This is a genomic window from Nocardia sp. CA-128927, assembly GCF_050955855.1.
Taxonomy (GTDB): domain Bacteria; phylum Actinomycetota; class Actinomycetes; order Mycobacteriales; family Mycobacteriaceae; genus Nocardia.
Genome location: NZ_CP192087.1, coordinates 4,743,723 through 4,767,856 on the forward strand (window position 1 = coordinate 4,743,723; position 24,134 = coordinate 4,767,856).

Annotated in this window: 17 protein-coding genes; 11 read left to right on the forward strand and 6 right to left on the reverse strand. The window is 63.9% G+C overall.

Features of this window, described 5'->3' with window-relative positions; genetic code table 11:
• Positions 1-39: 39 nt before the first annotated feature.
• The 3 genes from ACQPW1_RS22280 to ACQPW1_RS22290 are packed head-to-tail and all read right to left on the reverse strand — an operon-like array spanning position 40 to position 2,375.
• Positions 40-918 (reverse strand): universal stress protein, encoded by an 879-nt coding sequence (locus ACQPW1_RS22280; RefSeq protein ID WP_433664620.1) that lies wholly within the window; start codon positions 916-918, stop codon positions 40-42.
• Positions 919-955: 37 nt separating this feature from the next.
• The gene (locus tag ACQPW1_RS22285) at positions 956-1,831 is read right to left on the reverse strand and encodes a DUF302 domain-containing protein (protein WP_433664621.1); all 876 of its coding nucleotides are present in this window, start codon (positions 1,829-1,831) and stop codon (positions 956-958) included.
• 16 nt (positions 1,832-1,847) lie between these two features.
• The gene (locus tag ACQPW1_RS22290) at positions 1,848-2,375 is read right to left on the reverse strand and encodes a flavodoxin domain-containing protein (RefSeq protein ID WP_433664622.1); all 528 of its coding nucleotides are present in this window, start codon (positions 2,373-2,375) and stop codon (positions 1,848-1,850) included.
• A gap of 289 nt (positions 2,376-2,664) precedes the next feature.
• On the opposite strand from ACQPW1_RS22290, the gene ACQPW1_RS22295 reads away from it, so the two are divergent.
• The 5 genes from ACQPW1_RS22295 (at position 2,665) to ACQPW1_RS22315 (ending at position 10,068) form a co-directional block, all read left to right on the forward strand.
• On the forward strand, positions 2,665-2,952 hold the full coding sequence (locus ACQPW1_RS22295) for a hypothetical protein (protein ID WP_433664623.1): 288 nt from the start codon (positions 2,665-2,667) through the stop codon (positions 2,950-2,952).
• A gap of 25 nt (positions 2,953-2,977) precedes the next feature.
• Positions 2,978-3,880: a universal stress protein gene (locus ACQPW1_RS22300; protein WP_433664624.1), complete on the forward strand. Its 903-nt coding sequence runs from the start codon at positions 2,978-2,980 to the stop codon at positions 3,878-3,880.
• Positions 3,881-4,198: 318 nt separating this feature from the next.
• Positions 4,199-6,856, forward strand: coding sequence for a magnesium-translocating P-type ATPase (gene mgtA / locus ACQPW1_RS22305; RefSeq protein ID WP_433664625.1), 2,658 nt, complete (start codon positions 4,199-4,201; stop codon positions 6,854-6,856).
• 23 nt (positions 6,857-6,879) lie between these two features.
• The gene (locus tag ACQPW1_RS22310) at positions 6,880-9,303 is read left to right on the forward strand and encodes a phosphoketolase family protein (RefSeq protein WP_433664626.1); all 2,424 of its coding nucleotides are present in this window, start codon (positions 6,880-6,882) and stop codon (positions 9,301-9,303) included.
• 282 nt (positions 9,304-9,585) lie between these two features.
• Positions 9,586-10,068, forward strand: coding sequence for an AbrB/MazE/SpoVT family DNA-binding domain-containing protein (locus ACQPW1_RS22315; RefSeq protein ID WP_433664627.1), 483 nt, complete (start codon positions 9,586-9,588; stop codon positions 10,066-10,068).
• Between the two features lie 773 nt (positions 10,069-10,841).
• On the opposite strand, the gene ACQPW1_RS22320 is transcribed toward ACQPW1_RS22315, so the two are convergent.
• Entirely contained in the window at positions 10,842-11,936 is a 1,095-nt protein-coding gene (locus ACQPW1_RS22320) for a tyrosine-type recombinase/integrase (RefSeq protein WP_433664628.1), read from the reverse strand.
• Positions 11,937-12,932: 996 nt separating this feature from the next.
• Entirely contained in the window at positions 12,933-13,724 is a 792-nt protein-coding gene (locus ACQPW1_RS22325; RefSeq protein WP_433664629.1) for a helix-turn-helix domain-containing protein, read from the reverse strand.
• A 523-nt stretch (positions 13,725-14,247) separates the two neighbouring features.
• Between ACQPW1_RS22325 and ACQPW1_RS22330 the strand changes: the two genes are divergently transcribed.
• The gene (locus ACQPW1_RS22330) at positions 14,248-15,318 is read left to right on the forward strand and encodes a methyltransferase (protein ID WP_433664630.1); all 1,071 of its coding nucleotides are present in this window, start codon (positions 14,248-14,250) and stop codon (positions 15,316-15,318) included.
• A gap of 1,500 nt (positions 15,319-16,818) precedes the next feature.
• Here the strand turns inward: ACQPW1_RS22330 and ACQPW1_RS22335 are convergent.
• Positions 16,819-17,568: a helix-turn-helix domain-containing protein gene (locus ACQPW1_RS22335; RefSeq protein WP_433664631.1), complete on the reverse strand. Its 750-nt coding sequence runs from the start codon at positions 17,566-17,568 to the stop codon at positions 16,819-16,821.
• Between the two features lie 1,153 nt (positions 17,569-18,721).
• Between ACQPW1_RS22335 and ACQPW1_RS22340 the strand changes: the two genes are divergently transcribed.
• The 5 genes from ACQPW1_RS22340 to ACQPW1_RS22360 all read left to right on the forward strand — a co-directional run bounded on the left by ACQPW1_RS22340 (position 18,722) and on the right by ACQPW1_RS22360 (position 24,132).
• Positions 18,722-19,237 carry a hypothetical protein gene (locus ACQPW1_RS22340; protein WP_433664632.1) on the forward strand — a complete coding sequence of 172 codons (516 nt, stop codon included), beginning with the start codon at positions 18,722-18,724 and terminating at the stop codon, positions 19,235-19,237.
• Positions 19,234-20,478, forward strand: coding sequence for a cutinase family protein (locus ACQPW1_RS22345; protein WP_433664633.1), 1,245 nt, complete (start codon positions 19,234-19,236; stop codon positions 20,476-20,478). The genes ACQPW1_RS22340 and ACQPW1_RS22345 overlap by 4 nt, the downstream gene beginning before the upstream one ends.
• Positions 20,478-21,626, forward strand: a complete 1,149-nt coding sequence (locus ACQPW1_RS22350; protein WP_433664634.1) for a lipase family protein — start codon at positions 20,478-20,480, stop codon at positions 21,624-21,626. Before ACQPW1_RS22345 ends, ACQPW1_RS22350 begins: the two co-directional genes overlap by 1 nt.
• Positions 21,627-21,812: 186 nt before the next feature.
• Complete coding sequence (locus ACQPW1_RS22355; RefSeq protein WP_433664636.1) at positions 21,813-23,282, forward strand: cutinase family protein; 1,470 nt, start codon at positions 21,813-21,815, stop codon at positions 23,280-23,282.
• Between the two features lie 133 nt (positions 23,283-23,415).
• Positions 23,416-24,132 carry a hypothetical protein gene (locus ACQPW1_RS22360; RefSeq protein ID WP_433664637.1) on the forward strand — a complete coding sequence of 239 codons (717 nt, stop codon included), beginning with the start codon at positions 23,416-23,418 and terminating at the stop codon, positions 24,130-24,132.
• Positions 24,133-24,134 lie beyond the last annotated feature (2 nt).

A 24,134-nucleotide genomic window follows, 5' to 3' on the forward strand; every position in this document is an offset into this window, starting at 1 on the left:
TACACGGGGTTTCTCCTACGGTGAACGGTGGTCGGGAGGTCAGTTCGGTGGGCGGGCGACGATGACCGGGCAGTGTGCGCCGTGCAACACGGCTTGGCCGACCGATCCGAGCGTCATTCCGGCGAAGCCGCGGTGGCCGTGGCTGCCGACCACGATCAGCTGAGCGAGTTCGGCGGTCTCGAGCAGACACGTGGCCGGGCGCGCCTGGGCGATAAGCCGGGTCACCTGAACGTCGGGGTATTTCTCCTGGTAGCCCGCGATGGCCTCGGCGAGCAGCATCTCGGCCTCTTGACGCAGATCGACACGCGGGATGTAGTGGCTGAACCCAGACCAGGTGCGGACTGCGAGCAACGGAGCGGCACGGCGGGACGCTTCGTCGAAAGCGACGTCGAGCGCGAGCGCACCACCTGCGGAACCGTCGACGCCGACGACTACCGGGCCATGCGCCCGCTGCGGTTTGCCGTCTGTCGCCGCGGGGATCACCGCGACCGGGCACAGTGCGTGTCTGGCCAATGATGTGCTCACCGACCCGAGTAGACCCCGGCCGATAGCGCCGTAACCGTGGGTACCGATGACGAGCAGTCGCGCGTCCGCGGACCGATCACGCAGCACCGGAATCGGCGGGGCTTCGACGACAAAAGTCCTGACGTCGAGGCCGGCGATCGGCGCGGCCGCCGCAATGGCGGATTCGCGTGCCTTGTCGGTGATTACGGCACCGGCTTGCCGGTAGGCGTCATAGTCGATGCGGGTGAAGGCCAGGCTGGGGCCGAAGTCCATCGGGACGTCGATCGAGTACACGATGTGCAGCGGCGCGCCATGGCGTGCCGCGTCGCAGGCGGCCCAGCGTACGGCGTCGGTCGCGGCTTCGGAGCCATCGGTGCCGACGAGAACTGGATGGTTGATAGTGTTGGGGGACATCTGATTTCGGCTTTCTGCGGGGCGGTGATCGGTGTGGTTATCGAGATGCCGCGGTGGCTTGCGCGACGGCCAGGAGTACGGCGGCGAGACGGGTGCGGGCGTCCTGTGCGATCGGACGCAACTCGGGTCGATCGTCCGCGCCGAGCATCCGGTCTGGGTCGGCCGCTTCAACGACAACGCTGTCGGCGTCGGCGCGGATCACGACGTTGCAGGGCATCAACAGGCCCACCTGACGATCGATATCGAGGGCTTCTCGCGCGAGGGCGGGGTTACAGGCGCCGAGGATGAGGTAATCCTCCATCTCGCAACCAAGTTTCGCCCGCAGGGTCGCCCGGACATCGATTTCGGTCAGCACGCCGAACCCCTGCTCGGTCAACGCGTTTCGCACGATCGACACGGTCCGGTCGAACGGCGCCGCGACGCGCACCGCGAGTTCGGCGGGGACGATGGGGATGCGGATCTCGGTGAGTAGCTCGGCAGGATCGAGTACCTCACTGGGTGCGACCAGGTACACCTCGGTCGGCGGCCCGGCCTGCTGGAACATCGAGGTGTCGAGCCACGCGTAGAGGGCGCGGTAGGCCTCGCCGATCTGGTGGTAGCCGCCGCGATGGGTGGTGTGTGCGAACAAGAAGGGGTCGTTGTGCCGAAGTCCGGCCTGCTCGTCGGGATCGTCGAGTGGTCCCGCTGTCATCGGGAGTTCGAATTGGACCTCGGTCGATATGCCGGACCCGAATCTGCCCAGATACGTCGTGGTCGGCGGTCCGGACGGGACGAAACCGGTCGTGGCACCCAGATCGTAGAGTGCCTGCATGCCGTTGCGGATGTCGTCTCCGGCGTCGTCGGGGTAGACGTTACGGTGCAGTTCGAGGACTGTTTGTGCGGCCGAGTGATCGACCAGAATGTGGTAGTTCATTGTCGGCCGGTCGATTTCAGACGCGGTGCGCGAGGTGGTCGTGCTCGACGTGGGCGAGGCGTTCGGCCCAGGCACGGGCCCGTGCCAGTTCCCCCGCGCTTAGCGGTCCGGTCATGCCGTCGACGAGGAAGTCCATCGGGTCGCCGACAAGCTCATAACCCAAGCGCCGCAACCGTTTACCCGCACCGTGTGCGGCAGAGCCCGGCAGCCAGGACGGCTTCGCGATCTTCGTCCCGAATGCCGCCGCCCGGCTGCCTGCGGGTACGGGAAGCGCCGCGTCGAGCCATTCCCGAACGCCGATGTCGATCACGACCGGCGCGTCGGTGCGTCCGGCGGCGTCGCGCCGGGTTCGCTGCCTGCTCAAGCCGAAAGTGTGCGTCGGGGCGCCGACCACCAGCAGATCGACCGACGGTGCGGACACGTTCGCGGCCGCGGCGACGTTCAGCACCTCGACGGTGCCGTAGGTGCGTAGCCCCGCCGCGATGGCCTCGGCGACAGCGGCGGTGTTGCCGAACATGGATTCGTAGACGACTCGTGAGTGCATCTGTTTCTCCTCATTTACCTGCGGAAGCTGTTGACTTCGACGCTACGTTCGCGTTGTCGCAGCGCACAGTGCCGAACCGACGCTTACCGAAGGACCTTCGGCCACCAGCGTTCGGGGAAAGGCGCGGCACTGCGAGCAGGTCGGGCCACTCGGCAGGGAACGGGTGACCTTCTTCTCTGCCCGCGTGCGAGGTTCAGCGGAATGCTCGATGTAGACGGTCGACGCCGCCGATAACGCGCTGAACGGTCATGCCGGAGAACCAAAATCAGCCGATCACAGAGGACAGGCAATGATGTATTGGTACGAGGATGGCCCACAGTGGTGGATGTTCGTCCTCATGATTCTGGTCGTCGTCCCGCTGTGGATCACGGCGGCCGTCGCGATCATCGCGATCGGCAGGTCCGCCAGCACGCAGCCGGCGACGACGACAAATGAGCCGACCAGGCTCTCGCCCGAGGCGCTGCTGGCTGAACGGTTCGCCAGCGGTGATGTCGACGAGTCCGAGTACCTGCACCGACGCGCTGTGTTGTGTCCGACTGCCGCGAAACCGGTCGGCTCGGTCCGAGTCAACCACTGATCTCCCTATCGAGGAAGAGTGCCCGATGTCTATCGAAAGTCATTCGCCATCAACACAACTCAACCCACCGATCATCGCTGCCGTCGACGGCAGCGCGAGCTCGGCCCAGGCCGTGGCCTGGGCCGCGGTCGAAGCACGGTTGCATCACTGCCGACTGCACCTGGTCACCTCGCTGGCGATCCAGGCCGGTTTCGGACCGGGCATCTCCCTGGCTGAAGCCGACTTGGAGTGGCAGCGCGACGACGGCGAACAAATCCTCGTCGAGGCCACCCGGATCGCACACACCGCGGCACCGGGCGACGAATCGCAGATCACCACCGAGCTGTCGTTCGAGCTTGTCATCCCGATGCTGATCGAACGGTCCGCACAGGCGCGGATGCTGGTCGTCGGTAGCCGTGGGATGGGTGCGTTCCAGCGCGGACTGCTCGGGTCGGTCAGCACCGCGACCACTCAGCATGCGCATTGCCCGGTCGCGGTGATCCACGGGATGTCGGCAATCGACGCGGTCTCAGCGCGTCAGCCGGTACTCGTCGGAGTCGACGGCAGCAGTAACAGCGTTGCGGCCCTGGCGCTCGGCTTCGAGGAAGCCTCGCGCCGCAAGGTCGGCCTGACCGCGCTGCACACGTGGAGCGATGTCAGCGGACAAGACTCGACGGCCGCGGTTTGGGAAGGCATGCAGGACTCCGCGCGGGCCGTCCTTGCCGAGAGCCTCGCCGGTTACACCGAGCGCTACCCCGACGTCGCGGTACGCCGAATCGTGTTGGCCGACAGGCCGGTTCGCTCACTGCTGGATGAATCAGCCAACGCCCAACTGGTCGTCGTCGGTAGTCACGGGCGTGGTGGATTCGCCAGCATGGTGCTCGGTTCGACCAGCAACGCACTGCTGCATTCAGTTGAGGTGCCGATGATCGTCGTCCGTGAGCGCTGACGAACGCTCTATGCCGCTGACATCGCCGATCGATGGAGCTGTCGTCGGGCAGGGCGCTGTCGCGCGGTCACACGACTACGCTGTAGACGTAAGTCGTAGACACTCTGTACGCGACTGCGCTACCAGCAGTGCTGGAGTTGCCATGATCGTCCTTGTCGCTTCACAGGGTTTCTCACTGTCCCGTGGTGTCCAGCATCGGACGGTTCGCGAAAATGCGTCTGCTGCAACATTTCCGAGTATCAGGCCGGTTGCCTTCTGGCCCTGGCGAACGCTGGCGTCGGTAGCGTCGGTGAACAACGGATCACCGTCCGCTCTACGATGACCGCCATCGAGGCCGTGCGCCCGGACTCACCCGCAACCGGAATCGTGTCCGCTGCGGCAATGTCCAGCACCGAGTTGCTGGAGCAGCTCGGCACCGATATCGGTGCGGGTTTGTCGAGCGGTGAAGTCGCGTGTCGGCGGGCGCGATGGGGGCGCAACGCGGTGTCCTCACACCGCGCCCGTCTGCTGCTGGTGCTCTGGCATCAGGTGCGCTCGCCGTTGCTCGCGTTGCTGTTGGCCGCGGCGTTCGTCTCCTTCTTCCTTGGTGAACGCAGCGACGCGTTGGTCATCAGCGTGATCGTCGCGCTGTCGGTCGGACTCGGGGCGGTGAACGAGTATCGGGCCGAGAAGGCCGCGGCAGGCTTGCACGACCAGATCCACCACCAGACCGTGGTGATCCGGGACGGCCGGCCAAGCCAGGTCGACGTGACCGACCTGGTCCCGGGGGACATCCTCGATCTGCGGCTCGGCGATATCGTCGCCGCAGACCTTCGGCTGCTGGAGGTCACGGGCCTGTCCTGTGACGAATCGGTGCTGACCGGGGAGTCGTTGCCCGTCGACAAGACCATTGACACTGTGCCCGCGCACACTGCGTTGGCCGAGCTGTCCGGATGTGCGCTGATGGGCACGGTGGTCAATGCGGGTAGCGGTCGCGGGCTCGTCGTTGCCACCGGGGCGCGCACCGAGTTCGGCAAGATCGCCGCGGGACTGAACACCCATCCACTCGACACCGAGTTTCAGGTCGGACTGCGCAAGTTCTCGATGCTGCTCGTCTACGTGGCCGGGGCGCTGACCACGTCGATATTCGTGACCAACATGGTCCTGCACAAACCGGTGATGGACGCGCTGCTGTTCTCACTGGCGATCGCGGTCGGGATCACCCCGCAACTGCTCCCCGCGGTGGTGTCGAGCAGTCTTGCCGCGGGATCGCGGCGCATGAGCCAGCGCAAAGTCTTGGTCAAACGGCTGGTGTGCATCGAGGATCTCGGCAACGTCGATGTCCTGTTCACCGACAAGACCGGCACCCTCACCGAGGGACACATCGACTTCACCCGCGCGATACCGGCAGCAGATGCCGACCCCGACAGTGTGCTGCGGTGGGGACTGCTGTGCACCGAACACAGCGGAGAACCCGGCGACATCGTCGGCGGAAACCCGCTCGACCAAGCACTGTGGAACGCACCTGAAGTCAAGGCCCAACAGTCCGCCCTGGCGAGCTACACCAGACTCGGTGTGCTGCCTTTCGACCATCAACGCAACATGGTCTCGGTCCTGGTCCGCGACAGTGCGGGCCGGTCGACCCTGATCACCAAAGGCGCACCCGAAACCGTGTTGCAACGATGCATCGAGGTGCCCGCCGCCGCACGCGAAGCACTGGCCGCGGAGTTCGCCGCAGGCAACCGCGTGGTCGCCGTCGCCGCCCGCCCCGCCCGCGATCAGCAGCCACCGACAACTCGCGACGAGCACGACCTGCGATTGGTCGGGCTGCTGGTATTTCTGGACCCACCCAAAACCGACGCCGCCGCCGCATTGCGCAGGCTGGCGACGTTGGGGATTTCGGTCAAGGTGGTCACCGGCGACAACCCGGCCGTCGCGTCGAAGGTCTGCCGCGATCTCGGACTCGGCAAAGGCGTGCTGACCGGCGCTGAGGTCGATGCGCTCGATGACGCCGCGCTCGCAGTCGCGATTACGGCAACGACCGTGTTCGCCCGCATCAGCCCCGCGGCGAAAGCCCGGATAGTGCGGGTCCAACGCCTCAGCGGGGGAGCTGTCGCGTTCCTTGGTGACGGTGTCAACGACGCGCTCGCACTGCACGCCGCCGATGTCGGTATCTCCGTGGATTCGGCCATCGACGTCGCCAAAGACGCGGCCGATGTGATCCTGCTGGAAAAGAATCTGGACGTGCTGGCCGACGGTGTCGGCGAGGGCCGCCGTATCTTCGCCAACACCATCAAATACGTCCTGATGGGCACGTCGAGCAACTTCGGCAACATGTTCTCCGCTGCGGGTGCATCGGTGTTCCTGTCGTTCCTGCCGATGCTGCCCTCGCAGATCCTGGTCAACAACCTGCTCTACGACACCAGTCAGCTCGCTATCCCGACCGACCATGTCGATGAGGAGCAATTGCGTCGTCCCTCGCATTGGGATATCGGTTTCATCCGGCGTTTCATGATGTTCTTCGGTCCGCTGAGTTCGGTGTTCGACTTTGTGACCTTCGCGGTCATGCTCGGGATCTTCCATGCCGGGCCGGTGGAATTCCGCACCGGCTGGTTCGTCGAGTCACTGGCGACGCAGACCTTGGTGATCTTCGCGATCCGCACCCGCCGGATCCCGTTCTTCCGCAGCCGTCCCAGCGTGGCGCTGACCATGGCCGCTCTGGGGGTAGTCGCGATCGGCGCCGTCCTGCCGGCCACACCGCTGGCGCAAACGCTCGGTTTCAGTCCGCTGCCCGGTCTGTACTTCGCCGTACTGGCCGCCATGGTCGTCGGCTATCTCGTTCTGATCGAAATCGGTAAACGCGTCTTCTATCGCATGGCAGCCGTCACCGTCGCACCGCGGCGCAGGCGCTACAGCACGAGCCGTTCGCTGCGTCGCCGTGCCGCCCGATTCAGCACCGCCACCAAGCAATCCGCGTCGGTGGCGACCAACACCTGAGCAACTACCCAGAGGAGGCCACCGTGCCGTCCATTCATCTTGCCGAGAACCCCACGCTGAACGCCGATGACCTGCAGCTGATCGACGCCTACTGGCGAGCGGCGAACTATCTGTCGGTGGGCCAGATCTATCTGCTGGACAATCCACTGCTGCGCGAACCGTTGCGCGCCGAACACGTCAAACCGCGGTTGCTCGGACATTGGGGCACGACGCCGGGCCTCAATTTGCTTTACGCGCACATGAACCGCGTCATCAAAGCACGAAACCTCAACGCGCTGTATGTGACCGGCCCCGGGCACGGGGGACCGGGACTGGTGGCCAATACCTACCTGGAGGGCACCTACAGTGAGGTGTACTCCTCGATCAGCCAGGACGAGGACGGCATGCGGGCACTGTTTCGGCAGTTCTCCTTCCCCGGCGGGATTCCCAGCCACGTCGCACCCGAGACGCCGGGGTCCATCCACGAAGGCGGCGAACTCGGTTACGCCCTCGTGCACGCCTACGGTGCCGTCTTCGACAACCCGGATCTGTTGGCGCTGTGCGTGATCGGCGACGGTGAAGCCGAGACCGGCCCGCTCGCCGCGAGCTGGCATTCGAACAAGTTCCTTAACCCGGTGACCGACGGCGCGGTGCTGCCCGTACTGCACCTCAACGGGTACAAGATCGCCAATCCCACTGTGCTGGCACGTATCCCGGACGAGGAGCTGGCCTCGCTGATGCGCGGCTACGGCCACACCCCGTACTTCGTGGTCGGCGACGACCCCGCCGAGGTGCACCAACAACTCGCCGCGACCCTCGACACAGTGTGCGACGACATCGCGACCATCCAGCGCGACGCCCGGGCCGGCACCGGCTCGGAGCGCCCGTCGTGGCCGATGATCGTCCTGCGCACTCCGAAAGGCTGGACCGGGCCGAAAGTGGTCGACGGTCTCCCGGTCGAGGGCACCTGGCGCGCGCACCAGGTGCCGCTGGCGAACACTCGAACCGACGAGGGGCACCGGGCGCAGTTGGAGCAGTGGATGCGCGGCTACCGTCCCGAGGAGCTGTTCGACGCTACCGGACGGCTCGTTCCGGAGCTGGCTTCCCTTGCCCCCCAAGGTGTTCAGCGGATGAGCGCCAATCCGCATGCCAACGGCGGTCGACTGCTGCGCGACTTGTCCATGCCCGACTTCCGCAACTACGCCGTCCCGGTGGCACATCCCGCTGTCACGTTCAGTGGGGCGACCGGAGTACTCGGAGAATTCCTGCGCGACATCATCGCCGCCAACCCCGACCGATTCCGGCTGATGGGCCCGGACGAAACAGCGTCGAACCGACTCTCGGCGGTCTTCGAACGAACCGATCGAGCCTGGGACGCAAGCACAGTGGCCGGAGACGACCATCTCGCTCCCGACGGACGAGTCATGGAAGTGCTCTCCGAACATCTGTGTCAGGGCTGGCTCGAGGGCTACCTGCTCACCGGGCGGCACGGATTGTTCAACTGCTACGAGGCGTTCATCCACATCGTCGACTCGATGTTCAACCAGCACGCCAAATGGCTCAAAACCACCAGGGAAATCCCGTGGCGAGCTCCGATCGCCTCGCTGAATTACCTACTGTCGTCCCATGTTTGGCGTCAAGACAACAACGGGTTCTCGCACCAGGACCCAGGCTTCATCGACCACGTGATCACGAAGAAGGCCGAGATCACCCGCGTGTATCTGCCGCCGGACACCAACACCCTGCTCTCGGTGGCCGATCACTGCCTGCGCAGCCGCAACTACGTCAACCTCATCATCGCGGGCAAGCAACCCGCACTCACCTACCTGACAATGGACGAGGCCATCGCCCACTGCACCAGAGGACTCGGGATCTGGCCGTGGGCAGGCACCACCGACGGCGAACCCGACGTCGTACTCGCTTGCGCGGGCGACATCCCCACACTCGAAACACTCGCCGCCGCAGACCTACTCGCCACCCACCTTCCCGAACTGAAGGTCCGGTTCATCAACGTCGTCGACCTGATGCGCCTGCAACCCGACAACCGACACCCCCACGGCCTGTCCGATCGCGACTTCGACGCCTTGTTCACCGCCGACAAGCCGGTGGTCTTCGCCTTCCACGGCTACTCGTCGGTGATCCACCAACTCACCTACGCCCGCACCAACCACCACAACATCCACGTCCGCGGATACAACGAAGAAGGCACCACCACCACACCATTCGACATGGTGATGCTCAACGACCTCGACCGCTTCCACCTCGTCATGGACGTCATCGATCGCGTTCCGTCGCTCGGCAGCCGGGTGGCGATCCTGCGCCAGCAGATGGCCGATGCCCGGCTGTCCGCCCGCGCCTACACCCGCCAGCACGGCGAAGACGACCCCGCCATCACCGACTGGACTTGGCCCCAGCGGCTGATATCCGAATCACCGCAGGTGAATGAGCTTTCAGGCTTGCGGTCGTGATCCTCTGCGTGAAGCCCGCCGCTCGACCGATGAGAACGCGCGACAGGCGGCTGGTCGCTTACTCGTTCTGATTGAAGTCAGCGTGAGTTGGTGGGCTACAGATCGGCCTACGTCGATGTACGGACGTTCGGGCGGCCATGGTGTCGACGGCAGGTTTTCACCGCAAGGGTCGACACTCCAGTTCGTTCGCGGTCGGTTTCAGGGTGGCGTGCGTTGTCGGGTTCGGCTTTGATGGTGTTGGGAGACGAGGCGATCAGCGGCAGGTCTGAGGAGTGATGACCTATGCCCAGATTCGATCGTCTGCAGTTCCATGTCTTGCTGGACCGGTGCCTGGATGAGTCGGAGTCCCTGCTCGAGTCGGCGGTTTCGCCTTCCTCGGATCCGTTGCGGTTGCCGGAGTTGGCAGTGTCGATCATCAATGATCGGTCGAGGGTGTGTGGGCAGCGTGTGTTCGAGGCGATGGGGTGGCCGTCGGGGACGGCGGTGGGGTTCGGGTTGGTCGGCTCGGTGATCACGATCGGTTCAGTAGAGCGGAGTCGGTCTCTGATCGATCGTCGGGGGCATGTCCGGTTGCCGGTCGAGCGGCGACGTCAGGCCGGGATCGAGCCGGGGGATCCGGTGCTGCTGGTCGCGATGCCCGATGTCGATCTGGTCGGGGTGATGGGCTCGTGGATGGTGGAGCAGGCGTTGTCGTCGCTGCTGGCGCCGTTGCGGGATCCGCAGAACCAGAGGGTGATTCCCGTGTTCGGCGCGCGCACTGGCTAGGGGGCTAGCTGTTGCGTTGCGGTGCCCGTTTTAGGGAGTTCTCGGTGGGCTGAGTGCCGGGGTAGGGGTGGTTGTGGCCCCACTACACCGATGGTTGCTGGCTTCGCATGGATTCGCGGAAATCGACTCGGTGAGACACGCCGGGCTCGTCGGTCTTCGTCGGGGTTGGGCCAGCGACCACCCCGTTATTCGGTAGAGGCCAGTCGGTCGGGTATGGAGCTGGTTGCTTGTTCGCTTCAGCAAATATCTCGCGTGTCTCAAGTACGTCGTGGCGTGTGTTCAAGGGCGTGCAAGGGGCCACTCGAACACGCTGCAGCGTCATCCGTGACCTGATGGTGTGCTGGAAGAGGCCTGAATGGCGCATCTGTGACGTGCGCGGGAGCCCTTGAACCCCTGAACGGGACATTCGTGACATCTACGTGTCAAAGTTGTGCGCGAGAGGGGACTTGAACCCCTATTCGCGACACCGCTGAACACAATGCGTGTTAAAGCGGTGGTCAGTTACGTCGCCAAAACATAGCACATAGCTGATGTTCACGTCTTCTGAATCTGTATTGCATTGAGCAGTAGTGAGTTTCGGTCTCCTCTCGGAAGTAGCTGGCTGTCCGTGTGCTTAAGTGCGCACAGGTGTTTGGCTCGTTTGGTGGTTGAAACATGTTGGGGCGTGGGCTGGTGTCGTTCGCTGGGGGTGTTGATCCGTGAGGTCCGACGCTCAGATCTCGTCCTTGGCGGGAACCTTCAAGCCAAGCAGGCGCCACTATCGGGATCACCAGCTAGTCCCGTCGTGAAGGAGTAGGCCGCAGCGCCTGGCGGTGCAGGCTCGGGGCGGCGCTCGACAGCAGACCTTGCTCGCCTTCGTGGTAATCGGGCGCAAGGGGATGTGGTTCGTCCGTGAGCATTTGTACCGCTGCGGCGACTTCCTCGATCGTGGCCCGAACGTAGGTGAGGGTTGCGCCAGATTGGCCAGTCGGATCGGCGTGGGCGGCGAACGCACGAGCCACGGCGTAACCGAAATTTCGCTCAACGAAAGTGAGAGTGGTGTACCGAATCCAGTGAGTCGTGACGCCCTGGATAGCGACCCATGGCAGAGAACGGCCAATTCGATCCCAGAGATGGTCATAACGACGGCGAGTGATAGGGCGACCGTTCTTGTAGCGCAGCAGCTGGCCGGTTGGATCCGCGCTCCGCGCCCTGTGGGTGATCAACTGGTCCATCAAGGTCGGAGAGACGGGTTGCCAGTGAACAGTGTCGCCTTTGCCGTGTAGCCGGACCACGCACTGCTCTGGTTCAAGGTCGTCGCCGTGTATACGCAGAGCGGTCTCACGCCGGCACGCGGTTTCGATGTGTATGCGAACTATCAGCTGGTCGAGGTCCTTGTCATCGCCGGTCGTAGCCGCGACGGCGTGGAGGTCGGAAAGGTGTCTTTTGGCGAGCGCTCGGCGGGTACTCGGAAGGCGACGAGGCGCTTTGAGGTTGGCTGCAGGATTGTTGAACGCGGATAGGTGGCGGTCTTCGACGGCGAATCGGTACAAGCAGCGAATGGCACTGACCATGTTCTCCGCGGCCGAGCGCCCTCCCCGGCCGTTCTGCCTGGTGTTTGCTTGTTGTCGGGTTTGCTGCACCACTTCGGTCAGCTCAAGAGGAGTTGGTTCATCGAGGGAGCGGTCGTGCCAGATGGCGTCGAGCCGCTGCCAGTATGGACTGTATGTCCGGCGAGTTCCGTCGGAAACGGTCGCGCTGACTCGGGGTATGAACTCTCCAAATGTCGGTACTACCCTGCTGTCGTTTGGCGCTCGTAGTAGTTCCTCGGGGCGAACTCCTAAGTGCTGCAGGAGCTGTCGAGCGACGTCGACATCCTGCGTGCTCACGACAATCCTTTGAGGTGAGCCAAAACACTCGAGAGGGCTTCGACCACGATTGAGGGAGGGGCGACGACGCCGCAATTCGCGAGGAGCACGACGAGGAGTAGAGCGTCGCCCGTCGAGATATCGGCAGTGGGCTGATCCGTGCCTGACCTCCAGATCGGCCCGCGTGGATCAGAGTCGAGTCCACTCTTCGAACTCCACTGAAGGGGTATTTCTGTGCTGTATCGGCTCTGTTGAGCGGCTGTTGGTGTGCGAGCTGCCAGATGTTCGCTCGTTGGCGATAGTGGGACGGACGAGTCCAGTTCGATCGCGGACATGAGAAATCTGCTCTCTACCGACCGACTCGTTAAACCCTTAGACCATCAAACCTGAATTTCGACCAATGCGCTACATCCAGGTCGGCCGCGCTAACTGGAGTACTTTCAAGTCCTCCTAGGCCGCTCTCGTAATTCCTGGTCAGGGGTCAAAAGCTATACTGGACCGGACTTCTCGCCGTCACTGCGGTCATCACACAGCATTCGTGCAGTTGTCGGCCAAAGGCAGGCGGCGCGAAGAACCCGTCGAGGTCGGCAACGAGAGTCCACTGCTGCTGTGGACGTTGCTCAGCCGACGATTCGGAGAGCGGCCCTACCGTGCTGCGGCAGACCGCTAGCGTTTCTTCCTGCGGTCCTACGATCGGCCGTGCCGACGCCGAACGAGAAGAAGGGTAAGGCGTCGGCCCTGGGCGCGGTCCGCGCCATCGGTTCCAGGGCCAGCTCGTAGGCAGTCCGTGGGAGTGTGAGCCGAACCTGGGAATCCTTCCGAGCTTGCCTTGTGCGCTGATCTCGCCGGTGGACGTCACAGATATGGGTCGCTCGATCGGCCGTGCCGACGGCGAAGGAGAACCGGCACTTACCGTGGAGCGTGTAGGGCAATCGGGCTCGGAGGCTCGGCTAACAAGCGGGCATCGCACAAAGGTTGTGCGAGCCGCATGCGAACGAGCGAGCAGGACAGCCAAAGTCAGCTCATCGAGATATTCCGCTGCATACCGGCATCGTCTTTGATGAAGGCGAGATACAGCACGACGTCACGTACCTCGACGTCGGTGCTGTAGATGCTGGCAGTCAGGGGCTCTTTGGTGAACTGATCGCGCCAGCGGAGATAATCGGTGGTCTCGCGACCATAGGCGATACGAGTGCGAGTGTTCCAAATCCGGTTGAACTCGGGTATCGGGCGTAGTCGCCGGAGCAGGTGGATGGTCTGGGGACAATCGCGGTGTCGGCCCATGACCGCCTTCAACAGAGCAACCACCTGGTCCTTTTCGTTGCCCCGGTCAGTGAGGATGTCTCGAGAGTGAGGTCCGAAAATCCACGGTGCGACATTCCCGACCACGTCGAGCCTGGGATATGCACGGACCATGTGCTTGTTAAGCAGCAGGACATTGAGCAAGGGATCGACGTATGCGGCCAGGACACCCTTGGATTCGAGAAGATCTAGGTGGTCGAGCAAGCCCGGGCTCTGCAGGACCTGCTCCTTGAGCGTTTCGGTCGGAGTCAGATCCAGCGGAGGCGCGAGCAAATCACGTACGTGAAGGGCCTGGGACATGTTCAGCCCGTAGCCGGCAATGAGTTGCGCGACTATCGCGGCCTTCGGATGACGGTCCCCGTCCTCGATGTTTCGGATGTAGTGCTCACTCACGCCAGTTATTTCGGCCGCCTCGCGGCGAGACAACCCGCCTCGGACCTGGATCATGAAGTCCGACAACGTCGGAACACGTGCTTGTGGCCGGTGCGTGCTGGGCTTCCTGCTCATGCGAGATGCCTCCCCCTCAGGATTTCGAGCATGGCAACTGGACGACGAACCTGTGGATCTCCCCTGACTAGCCAATCGTTTTGTTCATACCAGAACGGCCGTGACCAGGCAACGTTTCGCATTTGCCGAGGAGGCTGCCGAATGTTAGCGCAACGGATCGTCCCCTTCCAGGGAGCGAGGGTCGATAAGCAGATCGGATCAGCGAATCGTTTGACGCTCCCAGCGTCAAATGTGCCTCGATAATGCTGATGGCATCGTGTTTCGGAATTTGAGCGCGAAGCGTTCGACGCCTACCGATCAGCCGGTATGCACGAATGTCGCTGAATTCGAGACGCCCTGAGACTTCGAATGAATTAGTGCGAACAAGGTGTGGAAGGTCCGACCATTCTGCTAGCTTCGAGGTTGTTCTGCTACTGTCCGCAGTGCAGGGGCCACCGCAGCGAAGGTTCGTGCACATGGATACGCTCGACGCCGGGTGATCCCTCGAACTGTGTGCGGACAGTCCTTGTTTAGGAGGCTGCGAGTGAGTGAAACAGATGTCAATGTGTCCGGTGTGGGTGAATATATATTCGCGAACCTTACGCCAATTCCACTATTCGAATTGATTACCGGCGGTTGGGCTGCAAGGATATTCGCTGCTGCCGTCGAGATGGATCTCTTCGGGGTGATGAATCGATCGGGTGGCCTTACGTGTGAGCAGGCTGAGATCGAATTGAAGATTGCGGATCGGCCCGCCGACTTACTACTTGCCGCCTGTGCTTCGCTAGGGTTATTGGACAAACGTGGCGATGTGTATACAAACTCGGCAATTTCTGAGGAGTTCCTGGTCGAGGGGAAGCCATACTATTTCGGCGGGTTTGTCCGCTATGCCGAACGCCGCCAATATCCCGGCTGGCACAATCTACCTACTGCGCTGCGCACCAATCGACCCACCACATGGAATCCGGATGAGCAGGACACTGTCTTCGATCGCGGTGACCAGCTCGTCGTGTCCATGTTCTGGGAGGCAATGCACTCGATGTCGAGCTTTACCGGGCGAGTATTGACGCAGGCTCTTCCTGATCTGGCTCGACGAAAGGCGCTGCTTGATGTCGGTGGGGGATCAGGTGCGTTGGCGATCGAAGCGTGTAGAGCCTTCCCAGACTTGCGGGCTGCTGTCTTTGAACTGCCTTTCGTCTGCGAAATCGCGGCACAGAAGATCACCGCCGCCGGATTCGGGGAGCGAATATCGACTGAAGCGGGAGATTTCAACGTAGACGAGGAGCTTCCGGCAGGTTATGACACTATCTCGCTGTCAGCGGTTCTCCATGATTGGGATGAGCAGACCGGTCGGACACTCCTGGAGAAATGCTTCCGAGCGCTTCCATCAGGCGGCAAGATAGTGATCTTGGAAGACCTACTCAACGAAGCGCGGACCGGACCGGCTCGCGCTGCTCTGGTAGGAATCAACATGCTGGTGGAGACAGAAGGCGGAAAGAACTATTCCGGTGGTGAGTACACGGCATGGCTCGCGGCCACTGGCTTCGATGACATCGCGACGATCCCGTGCCAGTCCGTGACGACAAACAGCATAATCGTGGCCTCAAAGCCCTGATGTGCGCTGTCCTTGCGCGTGCTGGTGTGAATAGTGGGCTAGACCCTGGGTGGTTCTGGCGGAGGCAGAATCACGAGTCGAGGGGTCGGCCTGTCCTGGGTGTTGTGTGGAGGCTGGCGACGGTGCCGACGGTGCCGACGGTGCGAAGATTCACGGTCAGCTTCCGCCCATGCATAGCGAGTCCTTCGACAGCGGCCGGGGTACAGCGGGCTGAGTCGCGTGTACTCCCGCGCCGTCGCACCGCAGGGGCAGTTGTCACCGAATCCGGTGGGCATGGGTTCAACTCGACGGGCACAGAGAGACGTATGACGTTCGGTGGTCTGGCTGTTGGATCCCCGCGCATCAGCTGCGAGAATCCTGTGAACAGTTCGGAGGTCACGGAGCTACATCCCGCGCGGGCTGTGCAACGGTCGGTTGCTCGCACCAACGACCGATGCCGCCGGACCATGTGATCCAGCGGCATCGTATCGAGAGACCGCGGAGGGGGTGCGGTCTGTCGGGATCAGTCCGGCTCATCGAGCGCGGCTGACCGTGGCTCGGTTGTACTCCGCAGTTCGAGAGAGGATTGGTCGCTCCGGCAAGAACTTTGGTCCGTTTCAACGATCTGACGGAACGGGCGCCGAAGCCCGATGACGGGATAAGCACGGCCTGGAGGGCAGGTGCAGGGCGCATCTGGCGGTCCCCTCCAGGCCGTGCGATCCCGTCTGTGGGGGCCGGTCGGCATCGGTCCCCGCAGGGGGCTTCAGGGCGGCGGTTGAGGCGGAATCGGCCGGCGCGGACGGCGATTCGGCCGACGTCGTTGCTGTGGGTGTTTGCTCGGCCCGCTGGCTCTGTCGAGACGTTGGGTGATCGGCTTCTCGGTCAGCTTCAGAGGGGCAGCAATATCGTCGTCTGTGAGGAACCAACTGCGCCCGGCACGGTGCCCGGGAAGCGTGCCGGCGTTGAGCTGCCGCAGATACCAGCGGACCGACTTGTGCGACTTCTTTGCTCCGAACTCGACGGGATAAGTCCCATCGTCGTCCGGTGGCTCAGTGGGCGGTGTCGGGCTGCGGTCGCTCATCGGCTATATCCCGGTCGATAGGCCGTCTGTTCCGTCGTAGGTGACTTCCGCTGAGGTGTCGCCGGAGGCAAGCGTCGTTGCACGAGGTGATCGGGATTGCTTGTGGCATATGAGGTATCAGGTTTGGCTGTCATCAGATGAGGACCTCGTTGTCGAATGACCGAGTACATCCCCCCAATTCAATGAGAATCGATTCGGGATAGTTGCGCCAGTGCTCGAATGCACGCATTTTGCGTGAAACGCATCTGACGGTTCATCGGGGTTCGTATCGTGCCGCGGCGACGCGACTTGGCAGACGAATGCGGTTGGTGCCGTGGAGTATTGCGGCCAAGACAGCTTGGGAGCTGCTTGAGAACCGGCGCGAGCCCAACCAGAGCTCACGCCGGTCGACGCACGATCACGGGCGTCTACCGTCCGGGCAGGTGGCGCAGCTATCGGTGTCAGGTGAGTGGTGGACCGGCGTACGGCTTGCGGAAGATGTAGCCGAGCAACACGTCCCGAGCTTCGGAGACTTCGCTGACCTGCAGGCTCAGCGAATATGGATCCCCCGTGCCGGGTTCACGCCAGTGCAGGTAGTCATCGGCGCCGCGGCCGTAGGCGATGCGGGTGCTGTTGATCCAGATGTTGCTGAATTCGTGGTCGGGGCTCATCTGGTTGAGGAACTGGCGGGCCTGCGGAGAATCGCGGTGACGTCCGACGGCACCCTTCGCTGTCGCGACGACGTGAAGCGCTTCAGTCTTCCACTCGATGACGAGCTCTTTAGCCGTCGGGCCGAAGTACCAAGCCAGGAGGTTGTCGGTCGGGCCGAGCCCGGGGAACGCTTGCCAGAACGACGGGTTGGCGGCGAGTACATTCCACAATGGATCAGCGACGACCGCGTGGACCCCCTGATCCTCGAGGTCAGCCAGGTGCGCGAGTAGGTTCGGCGACTGATGAACGTCGGCCCGGAGCTGGTCGGTAGCGATGAGCTCGACTGGCGAAGCGCGCAGTTCGCGCATGTGCTGGGCCTGTGCCCAGGTGAGCCCGTAGCCGCTGATGATCTTCTCGACCATCTCGAAACTGGGTACACGCTCGCCGGTTTCGATTTGCCCGATGTAGGAGGAGCTGATGCCGATGAGAGCATCGGCTTCGCGTCGGGACAATCCCATCTCGTTGCGGATCTGCCAGCAGTAGGTACGCAGCCGGGGCATTCGAGCGGTCCGCGGTGTGGACAGGCGGCGGCGAGAGCCAACACGCAGAGGGCCAACACGCGAACGGTTCGTGGGATTCCGGCTCATACGGAGTCCCCCCTCTCTTCTGACGTCTTTCTCATGGATGTATCAGGCAGATATTATGGTTGACTCGATTCCCCCGAGTTGTTTCGTGTCTACCAGAATGGGTACGAATCGGCAACGTACATTTCGCCACGTGATTGCGGAAAGATAGCGAATCCAGTGCTTCGACGGCCTGGCCAGGAGGGCGGGAACTTGCACGGGAGCAACGGTTTCGAGGAAGAATGTTATTTGATGCTCTGTGCGTCAAATGTGCTCGATTGCCGCTGGTTGTGACTGGAATGGCAGTTTTTACGCTGAGCGCGTTAACGCAAACTGCATGAAATGTACCCCTAGATTTTCGATCGGCTTCAGGGTTTGGATGGTGGAGCAACCGCAACCTGCTCTGAAGGGAAACAAACTCATGGATCCGTTTGTAATTCTGTCCTGGGCGAACATGGCCGTATCTTTCTTGTCCAACGGGTTGTCGTTGGCGACCCAGGTACTGTCGCTCGTTCTGCCGTTCATCTAGAAGAACCAGCTCTGAGCTGGGCCTCTCGGCCGACCGCATCGTGCTGAGAGGCCCCCGGGGAACGTACTCAGCGCTTCTTTCGAACCATTCTTCGCCTTCACCACGGAGGGTTTATTCGGCATGTCCGAAACCAGAAGTAAAAGTCCGAGCGGGAGACCGGATCGCATAGAACTTCCGCAGCGGATCAGCGCCCTGCGAACATCGACTGCCGCGCTGGAAAGATCGAATGCCCACGCAGGGCGGGCATCCCGAAGTAGCTGGGTAGCTGTTGCAGCGACGATCCCGGCCGCGCTGCTCCTGGGATGTCCCAGCACAGCCGCAGCAACATCGATTCTTGACCACATCGCCGACCAACCGGGCGTCACCGGCCCTGCACAGCCCGGAACGACACCACCACCTCCGCCACCGCCACCGGCCCCGCCGCCTGAACCCGCACCTGCACCGCAACCGGCCTATTACGAACAACCCCCGGCAGTACGGAACGAAGCGCCCAGCAGACCTGCTCCCTCACCTGCGCCCGCGCCGCCAATCGAACTCGAGGATCTGCATTGGCCCGAACCCGTGCCGCCGGTAGCACCGATCGAAGCACCCCCGGACACCATCAGGATCGGCGAATTCCAGACTCCGTCGCCCGAGTGGCTACCACCGGAATGCCGGGACGCGATCAACAACACCGCAGCGGGGCTGGAAGCCCAAGTGGCACAGGGCCTGGACTCGATCGGCCTCCCGCCAGGGCGATCGGATCGAGTCAGCGGCGCGACGACCGCCGGACTCGTCGTCGGCGGAGCCGCAGGCGCCACCATCGCCGGCGCGCCCGTGGCCGCCGCCGCGGCAGTGGTCGGTGGATTGATCGGCGGCACGGTCGGTGGTATCGCGGGAGCAGCACTGGGAACCCTCGTGCCGGTGCCGATTATCGGGACCGTGACCTCCGGAGTCGCCGGTACCGCATTGGGTGCGGCCGCCGGGGCTGCCGCTGGTGCGGCAATCGCCGGAGTTCCAGCCGCCGCCGTCGGCGCCGCCGTGGGCGGAACCGTCGGCGCGGGCTTCGGCGCCGGAGTGGGGGTCGGCCAGCCATGAGCACACCGAACAACGCACATCGACTCAAGGCCGTGGCCGGGGCAGCAGCCCTGGCAGGGTCGGGACTGATCAGCGCCGCCGTGAGCAGTCCCGCGCAGGCGGTTCCGATCGGGCCCGGCTGCCCGGCACTGTATGTGATCGGGATCCAAGGGACGGGCCAGTCCTCACCCACCGCGGATCCGCTGGCGGACACCGGCGTGGTCGGTGCACTGTTGGGACCGGTCCAGGCCGCGGCACCCGGACTGGTGCAACACAGCTATATCGGCTACCAGGCAGGTTTCGGCGGGGCAGTGCCTGGTGGCGGGGCTGATCCCTATGCGGCGTCGGTCGCCGACGAGCGCGCTCAACTCGACGATGCCGCTGCCGAGGTCGTACGAACTTGCCCGGCAACGCTCATCGCTGGAGTCGCGTATTCCCAAGGGGCACAGGCGATGGCGGGCTTCGCGCAGGACGTGGGTTCAGGCGTCGGCCCGGTGCCACCGGACCGAATCGCAGGTATCGCACTGTATTCCAACCCCACACGGCCGATTGGCGGTCCGATCTTTCCCGGCCGGCCGGGTCAAGTCATCCCTGATCCGGCACCTGGCACTAGCGGTGCCGCAACATCGGCGGTACAGATCAGCAACGCTGCTGCGGGCGGCGGCGGGATCGCCGATACCGGAACAACATACGGCGAACTGACCGGCAGGGTAGCCGACATCTGTGTCGACGGTGACCTCGCGTGCTCAGCACCGGACAAAGCGGCGCTTCTACGAGTGGGCGCTGAAATCGCCGCGCAGGCGAGCCTGCACGATCCCATTACCGCCCTCGGATCGCTCAACGCGCTGCTGTCCGCGGCGCTAGGAGAGGCGTGGACGACGGTTGTCAATCACGACTTCCAGGTCGGAGCGGGTAATGCCGACTACTTCCCGCAACAGAGCCTCGCGCAACGGCTGATCGACGCAGCCGACCCCAGGATCCCCGCTCCGAGTCCCGCCGACGCGGCGGCAGCGGCGACGAAATGGAACGAGATCACAGCGGCGGTGGCAAGCAACCCGTTGGGGCTCCTGCCGAAACTTACCGGGCAACTCGGCAATGCCTGGGGCCAACTGATGGCCGACAACGCCGACCTCGGCAACCCCGGCGTGTGGCTGCACTACGCCGACACCGTCGCCCGCCACAACGGCTACGCCGCGACCGGGCAGTTGAGCTCCGGTATCGCCTGGTTCGTGGCACTGGCTCATGACATCGGGAGCAGATGATGACCGACACTCTCACCGAAGACGACGACCTGTTCTTCGCGGCCGAGCCGGTCGAACCTAACCGGCAGTCAGGCGATCTACTGCGCATGCGGAAAACAACTACACCACAACTGGATTCGGTATCCGACGCGTGGCAAGTGGTGTACGTGTCGAGTAACTCCTACGGCGAGCTGACCCCGGCCTCCGGCATGGTCATAGCCCCCGACACCGCCGCGACACCCGGCGCGCTGCTGGTGTACTGCCCAGCATTTCACGGACTCGGCGGTGTGTGTGCGCCTTCCCAACAACTGGCCACAGGCACCGAATCCGAGGCCGACCTCCTGGCCCGCGGCCTCGAACGCGGCTGGACCGTCGCCGTACCCGATGGTCAGGGATTAGGTCTCACGGGCATGGGGCCGCACACCTTCCTCGCTGGACGCGCCGCAGGACACACCACGCTGGACATCGCGCGGGCCGCGCAGCGGATTCCCGACCTCGACCTCGACAACGTGCCCATCGGCCTGTGGGGATACGCCGACGGCGGCCGAGCCGCATTGTGGGCCGGAGAGATCCAACCGCAATACGCATCCGAGCTGGATCTGCGGGGGATCGCCGCGGGAGCGACGGTGTCGGATCCGGGTGAGTTGATCGAAGATTTCGACGGCGGGAAGTGGTCTGCGCTCACCCTGGCCGGGCTGATCGGATTAGGACGCGCCTACGCACACCTACCGATGCTGCACGTACTGACCGCAGAAGGACACCTCGTCGCAGAGTACGCCGAAACACTCAGCGCTACTGAGCTTTTAGCGACATACCGGCGGCAGCCACTCGCACGCTGGTGCGAGCGGCCCGATCCATGGAACGACCCGATGTGGAAGTACGTGCTCGCCCGTGAGCGATGCGGAATCGACGCCCCGAAAGTCCCCGTGCACCTCTACCACGGTAGCGAGGACACCCTCATTCCGGTCACATCAGGCCGACGACTGTTCCGCGACTACCGCGACCACGGCGTGGATCTGAGCTGGCGCGAGTACCCCGTGGACAACCAACAAGCGGCGATCGACGGCGCGGCCGATGCCATCGCCCGGCTCACCGCCTACCTGCAACGGGCACCTTCGCCCCAGACCCGCCCCGCGCCGGCTCCGCAGACACCGACCGCGATGCCCTGAACCTGCCCCCAGGAAACCCTGCCCGCGCCCACTCTTCCCCCTTGCCGGGCGCGGGCAGGCTCCGAGACCAACCGAAACCGAGAGAGGTGAAACATCGTGCGGCACAACCAGACAATGCCACTAATCCAGCGAGCGGACGCCGCACCGCCTTACCGCCGCCCGCGACTGGCGACAACGGTGATGACAGTGGCGACACTGGTTTGTGCAACCGTTGCGGGCACCGTATCGGCACGCGCCGACGATGAAGTGCCGCTCGGACCGAGCTGCCCAGCGCTGTATGTCCTCGGCGTGCAAGGCCCAGCCGAGAGCGCCCCCGACACTGGCGCAACGACCGACACCGGCGCCCTCGGGCAGATGTTCGCCTCGCTCAACAGTGCCGCCCAAGGACTGGTCCAACGCCTCTACATTCCCTACGGTCGCAGCGATACCGGCGCGGATGAACCCTACGAACAGGCCATCACGACCGCGGCCACACGCCTGGAATCCACCGCCACCGAGATCGTGCACCGTTGCCCAGCAACCAAAATCGCTATTGCGGGCTATACCCAAGGCGCACCCGCGGTCTCGGCGTTCGCCCGGCGAGTCGGCGCCGGTGCCAGCGCAGTGGGCGCGGACCAAGTCGCGGCGATCGCCTTGATCGCCAACCCCGCACGCGGGCAGAACACCGCGATCCTTCCTGGCCGTCCAGGAGAGAGCACCCCGTCCTCGGCTCCGGGAACCTCCGGTGCACAGGTATCGCGAGTCACGCTCTTGGATTCGAAGCCGAGCGGGGGCGGTATCGCCCAGAACAGCACCACGCCCGCGGAATTCGGATCCTTGGCCGGCCGAGTCGCCGACTTCTGCGCCACCGGAGATGTGACCTGCGATGTAGCGCCTGCGGGGCCGATCGCGACCGCGGTGGGCAACATCGCGGCGCGCACGGATCTGCGTGATCCCGTCGCCGCGATCTCCACGGTCGCCGAGTCCCTGGCGGCGACGGTGTACAAGACCGCCGTCGGCGTGGTCAACGAGGACATTCAAGGCAACAGCCTTGACCAACTGTCCTATCAGCCGAGCACCTCGATCAGTCAGCGCCTGGCCGACGCCTCCGATCCGGCCACACCACTGCCTGGCCCCGATCAGGCGCTGGCCGCGCTGTTCAAGATCGGCACCATCGGACTCGGAGCCGTCGTGTCCGTCGCCCGCAGGGTCCTCACCCCCCAAACCTTTGCGGAACTGGCGACCGTCGGATTGGCCGACCCCCTCGCCGCGCTCGCAGTGCTCGGTACGAAGATCGCCGCGGCTGCCGTTGAGCTGGTGCCACCGCAAACCGCCAGTCGCTGGGTGAACGAGGCATTCGATGCCGTCACCAGCGAGATCAAAGACAACACTCAGCTCTACGAGCTGAGTAGCCAGACCCGCTACAGCGACACCGACGGCCGCCACAGCAGCTACACCAACCTTCCCGCCGCTGCGACCGGCCGCTCGGCCTTGGCGACAACTGCCGATTGGTTCGCCGCCGCGGCCCACGACCTCGCCGCGACAACACCCACACGGTCCGCGCCGGTCAGTGGAACACCACGAGTAACTAGCCCGGCGCCCACCGCTTCCAGCGAGCGACCCACCTCTGCGGCGACACCGACTACCCCCACCCCCGGCGGCTTGCCCGCCCCCTAGACCCCTTCGGGGGAAGGAGTCGCATCAGCGCACCTTTCAACGCTGATCGTCTCGTCAATCCCCTGCGGCTCCCCCCGAAGGGCCCAACTCGCACCACCCCCACTCGCACCACACAGGAGGTGAACACCCACCGATGGCCCCCAACATCAACACCAATGCCGACCCCCGCCACGGATGGGGCTGGCTGGAACCGTCCTCCGCCACGATCTTGCCTGATCCGATGCCAGACCTCGCCCCCGATCGTGACGGTGTGAATCCCGAATGGAACTGGCTCGATAAGCAGCGAAGTGAACCCGCTGAGCTTGCTGCCGAACCATGGGATGGGAAACGTCGAGGTCTGCCCAGACCGGCGTGGATCGCGCTGGGTGGCGTCGGTGTCCTCGCCGCCGTACTGGTGGTGGGGGGCGCGGTCTCAGTCAATCGCGAACAGCCCGCAGTGGCGGTGCCCACGATGACGGCGGCACCGCCTGCGAGCACGATCCCCGCGAGTACCGCGTGCACGGGACTGTCCGGAGCGACGGTCACCGATTCCGTCAGCGGTGATGATCCCACGACACGAGCGATCACCCAGTTCGAGCACGCCTACTACGTCGAGCGCAGCAGCGACGCCGCGCTGAGCCTGCTGGCACCCGAAGCCGGGATAACGCCCGAGCCGCTGGGAGCGGGGATCGCCTCCATCCCGCTCGGCACCCGGCACTGCGTCGCGATCACACCGATCGCCCCCACTGTCGCCGACGTGCACCTGGCCGAGCTACACCCCGATGGCCAGCGCCTGGACTACCTGCAGGTGATCAACGTCCGCCTCACCGCCGAAGGCGCGGTCATCACGAACATCCAGAAGAAGGGATGAGC

What these genes read in the sequence shown, in the direction of transcription:
- ACQPW1_RS22280 (WP_433664620.1), bottom strand. Translation starts at nt 918, where the DNA reads ATGTCCCCCAACACTATCAACCATCCAGTTCTCGTCGGCACCGATGGC.
- ACQPW1_RS22285 (WP_433664621.1), bottom strand. Translation starts at nt 1,831, where the DNA reads ATGAACTACCACATTCTGGTCGATCACTCGGCCGCACAAACAGTCCTC.
- ACQPW1_RS22290 (WP_433664622.1), bottom strand. Translation starts at nt 2,375, where the DNA reads ATGCACTCACGAGTCGTCTACGAATCCATGTTCGGCAACACCGCCGCT.
- ACQPW1_RS22295 (WP_433664623.1), top strand. Translation starts at nt 2,665, where the DNA reads ATGATGTATTGGTACGAGGATGGCCCACAGTGGTGGATGTTCGTCCTC.
- ACQPW1_RS22300 (WP_433664624.1), top strand. Translation starts at nt 2,978, where the DNA reads ATGTCTATCGAAAGTCATTCGCCATCAACACAACTCAACCCACCGATC.
- mgtA (WP_433664625.1), top strand. Translation starts at nt 4,199, where the DNA reads ATGACCGCCATCGAGGCCGTGCGCCCGGACTCACCCGCAACCGGAATC.
- ACQPW1_RS22315 (WP_433664627.1), top strand. Translation starts at nt 9,586, where the DNA reads ATGCCCAGATTCGATCGTCTGCAGTTCCATGTCTTGCTGGACCGGTGC.
- ACQPW1_RS22325 (WP_433664629.1), bottom strand. Translation starts at nt 13,724, where the DNA reads ATGAGCAGGAAGCCCAGCACGCACCGGCCACAAGCACGTGTTCCGACG.
- ACQPW1_RS22335 (WP_433664631.1), bottom strand. Translation starts at nt 17,568, where the DNA reads ATGCCCCGGCTGCGTACCTACTGCTGGCAGATCCGCAACGAGATGGGA.
- ACQPW1_RS22345 (WP_433664633.1), top strand. Translation starts at nt 19,234, where the DNA reads ATGAGCACACCGAACAACGCACATCGACTCAAGGCCGTGGCCGGGGCA.
- ACQPW1_RS22350 (WP_433664634.1), top strand. Translation starts at nt 20,478, where the DNA reads ATGACCGACACTCTCACCGAAGACGACGACCTGTTCTTCGCGGCCGAG.
- ACQPW1_RS22360 (WP_433664637.1), top strand. Translation starts at nt 23,416, where the DNA reads ATGGCCCCCAACATCAACACCAATGCCGACCCCCGCCACGGATGGGGC.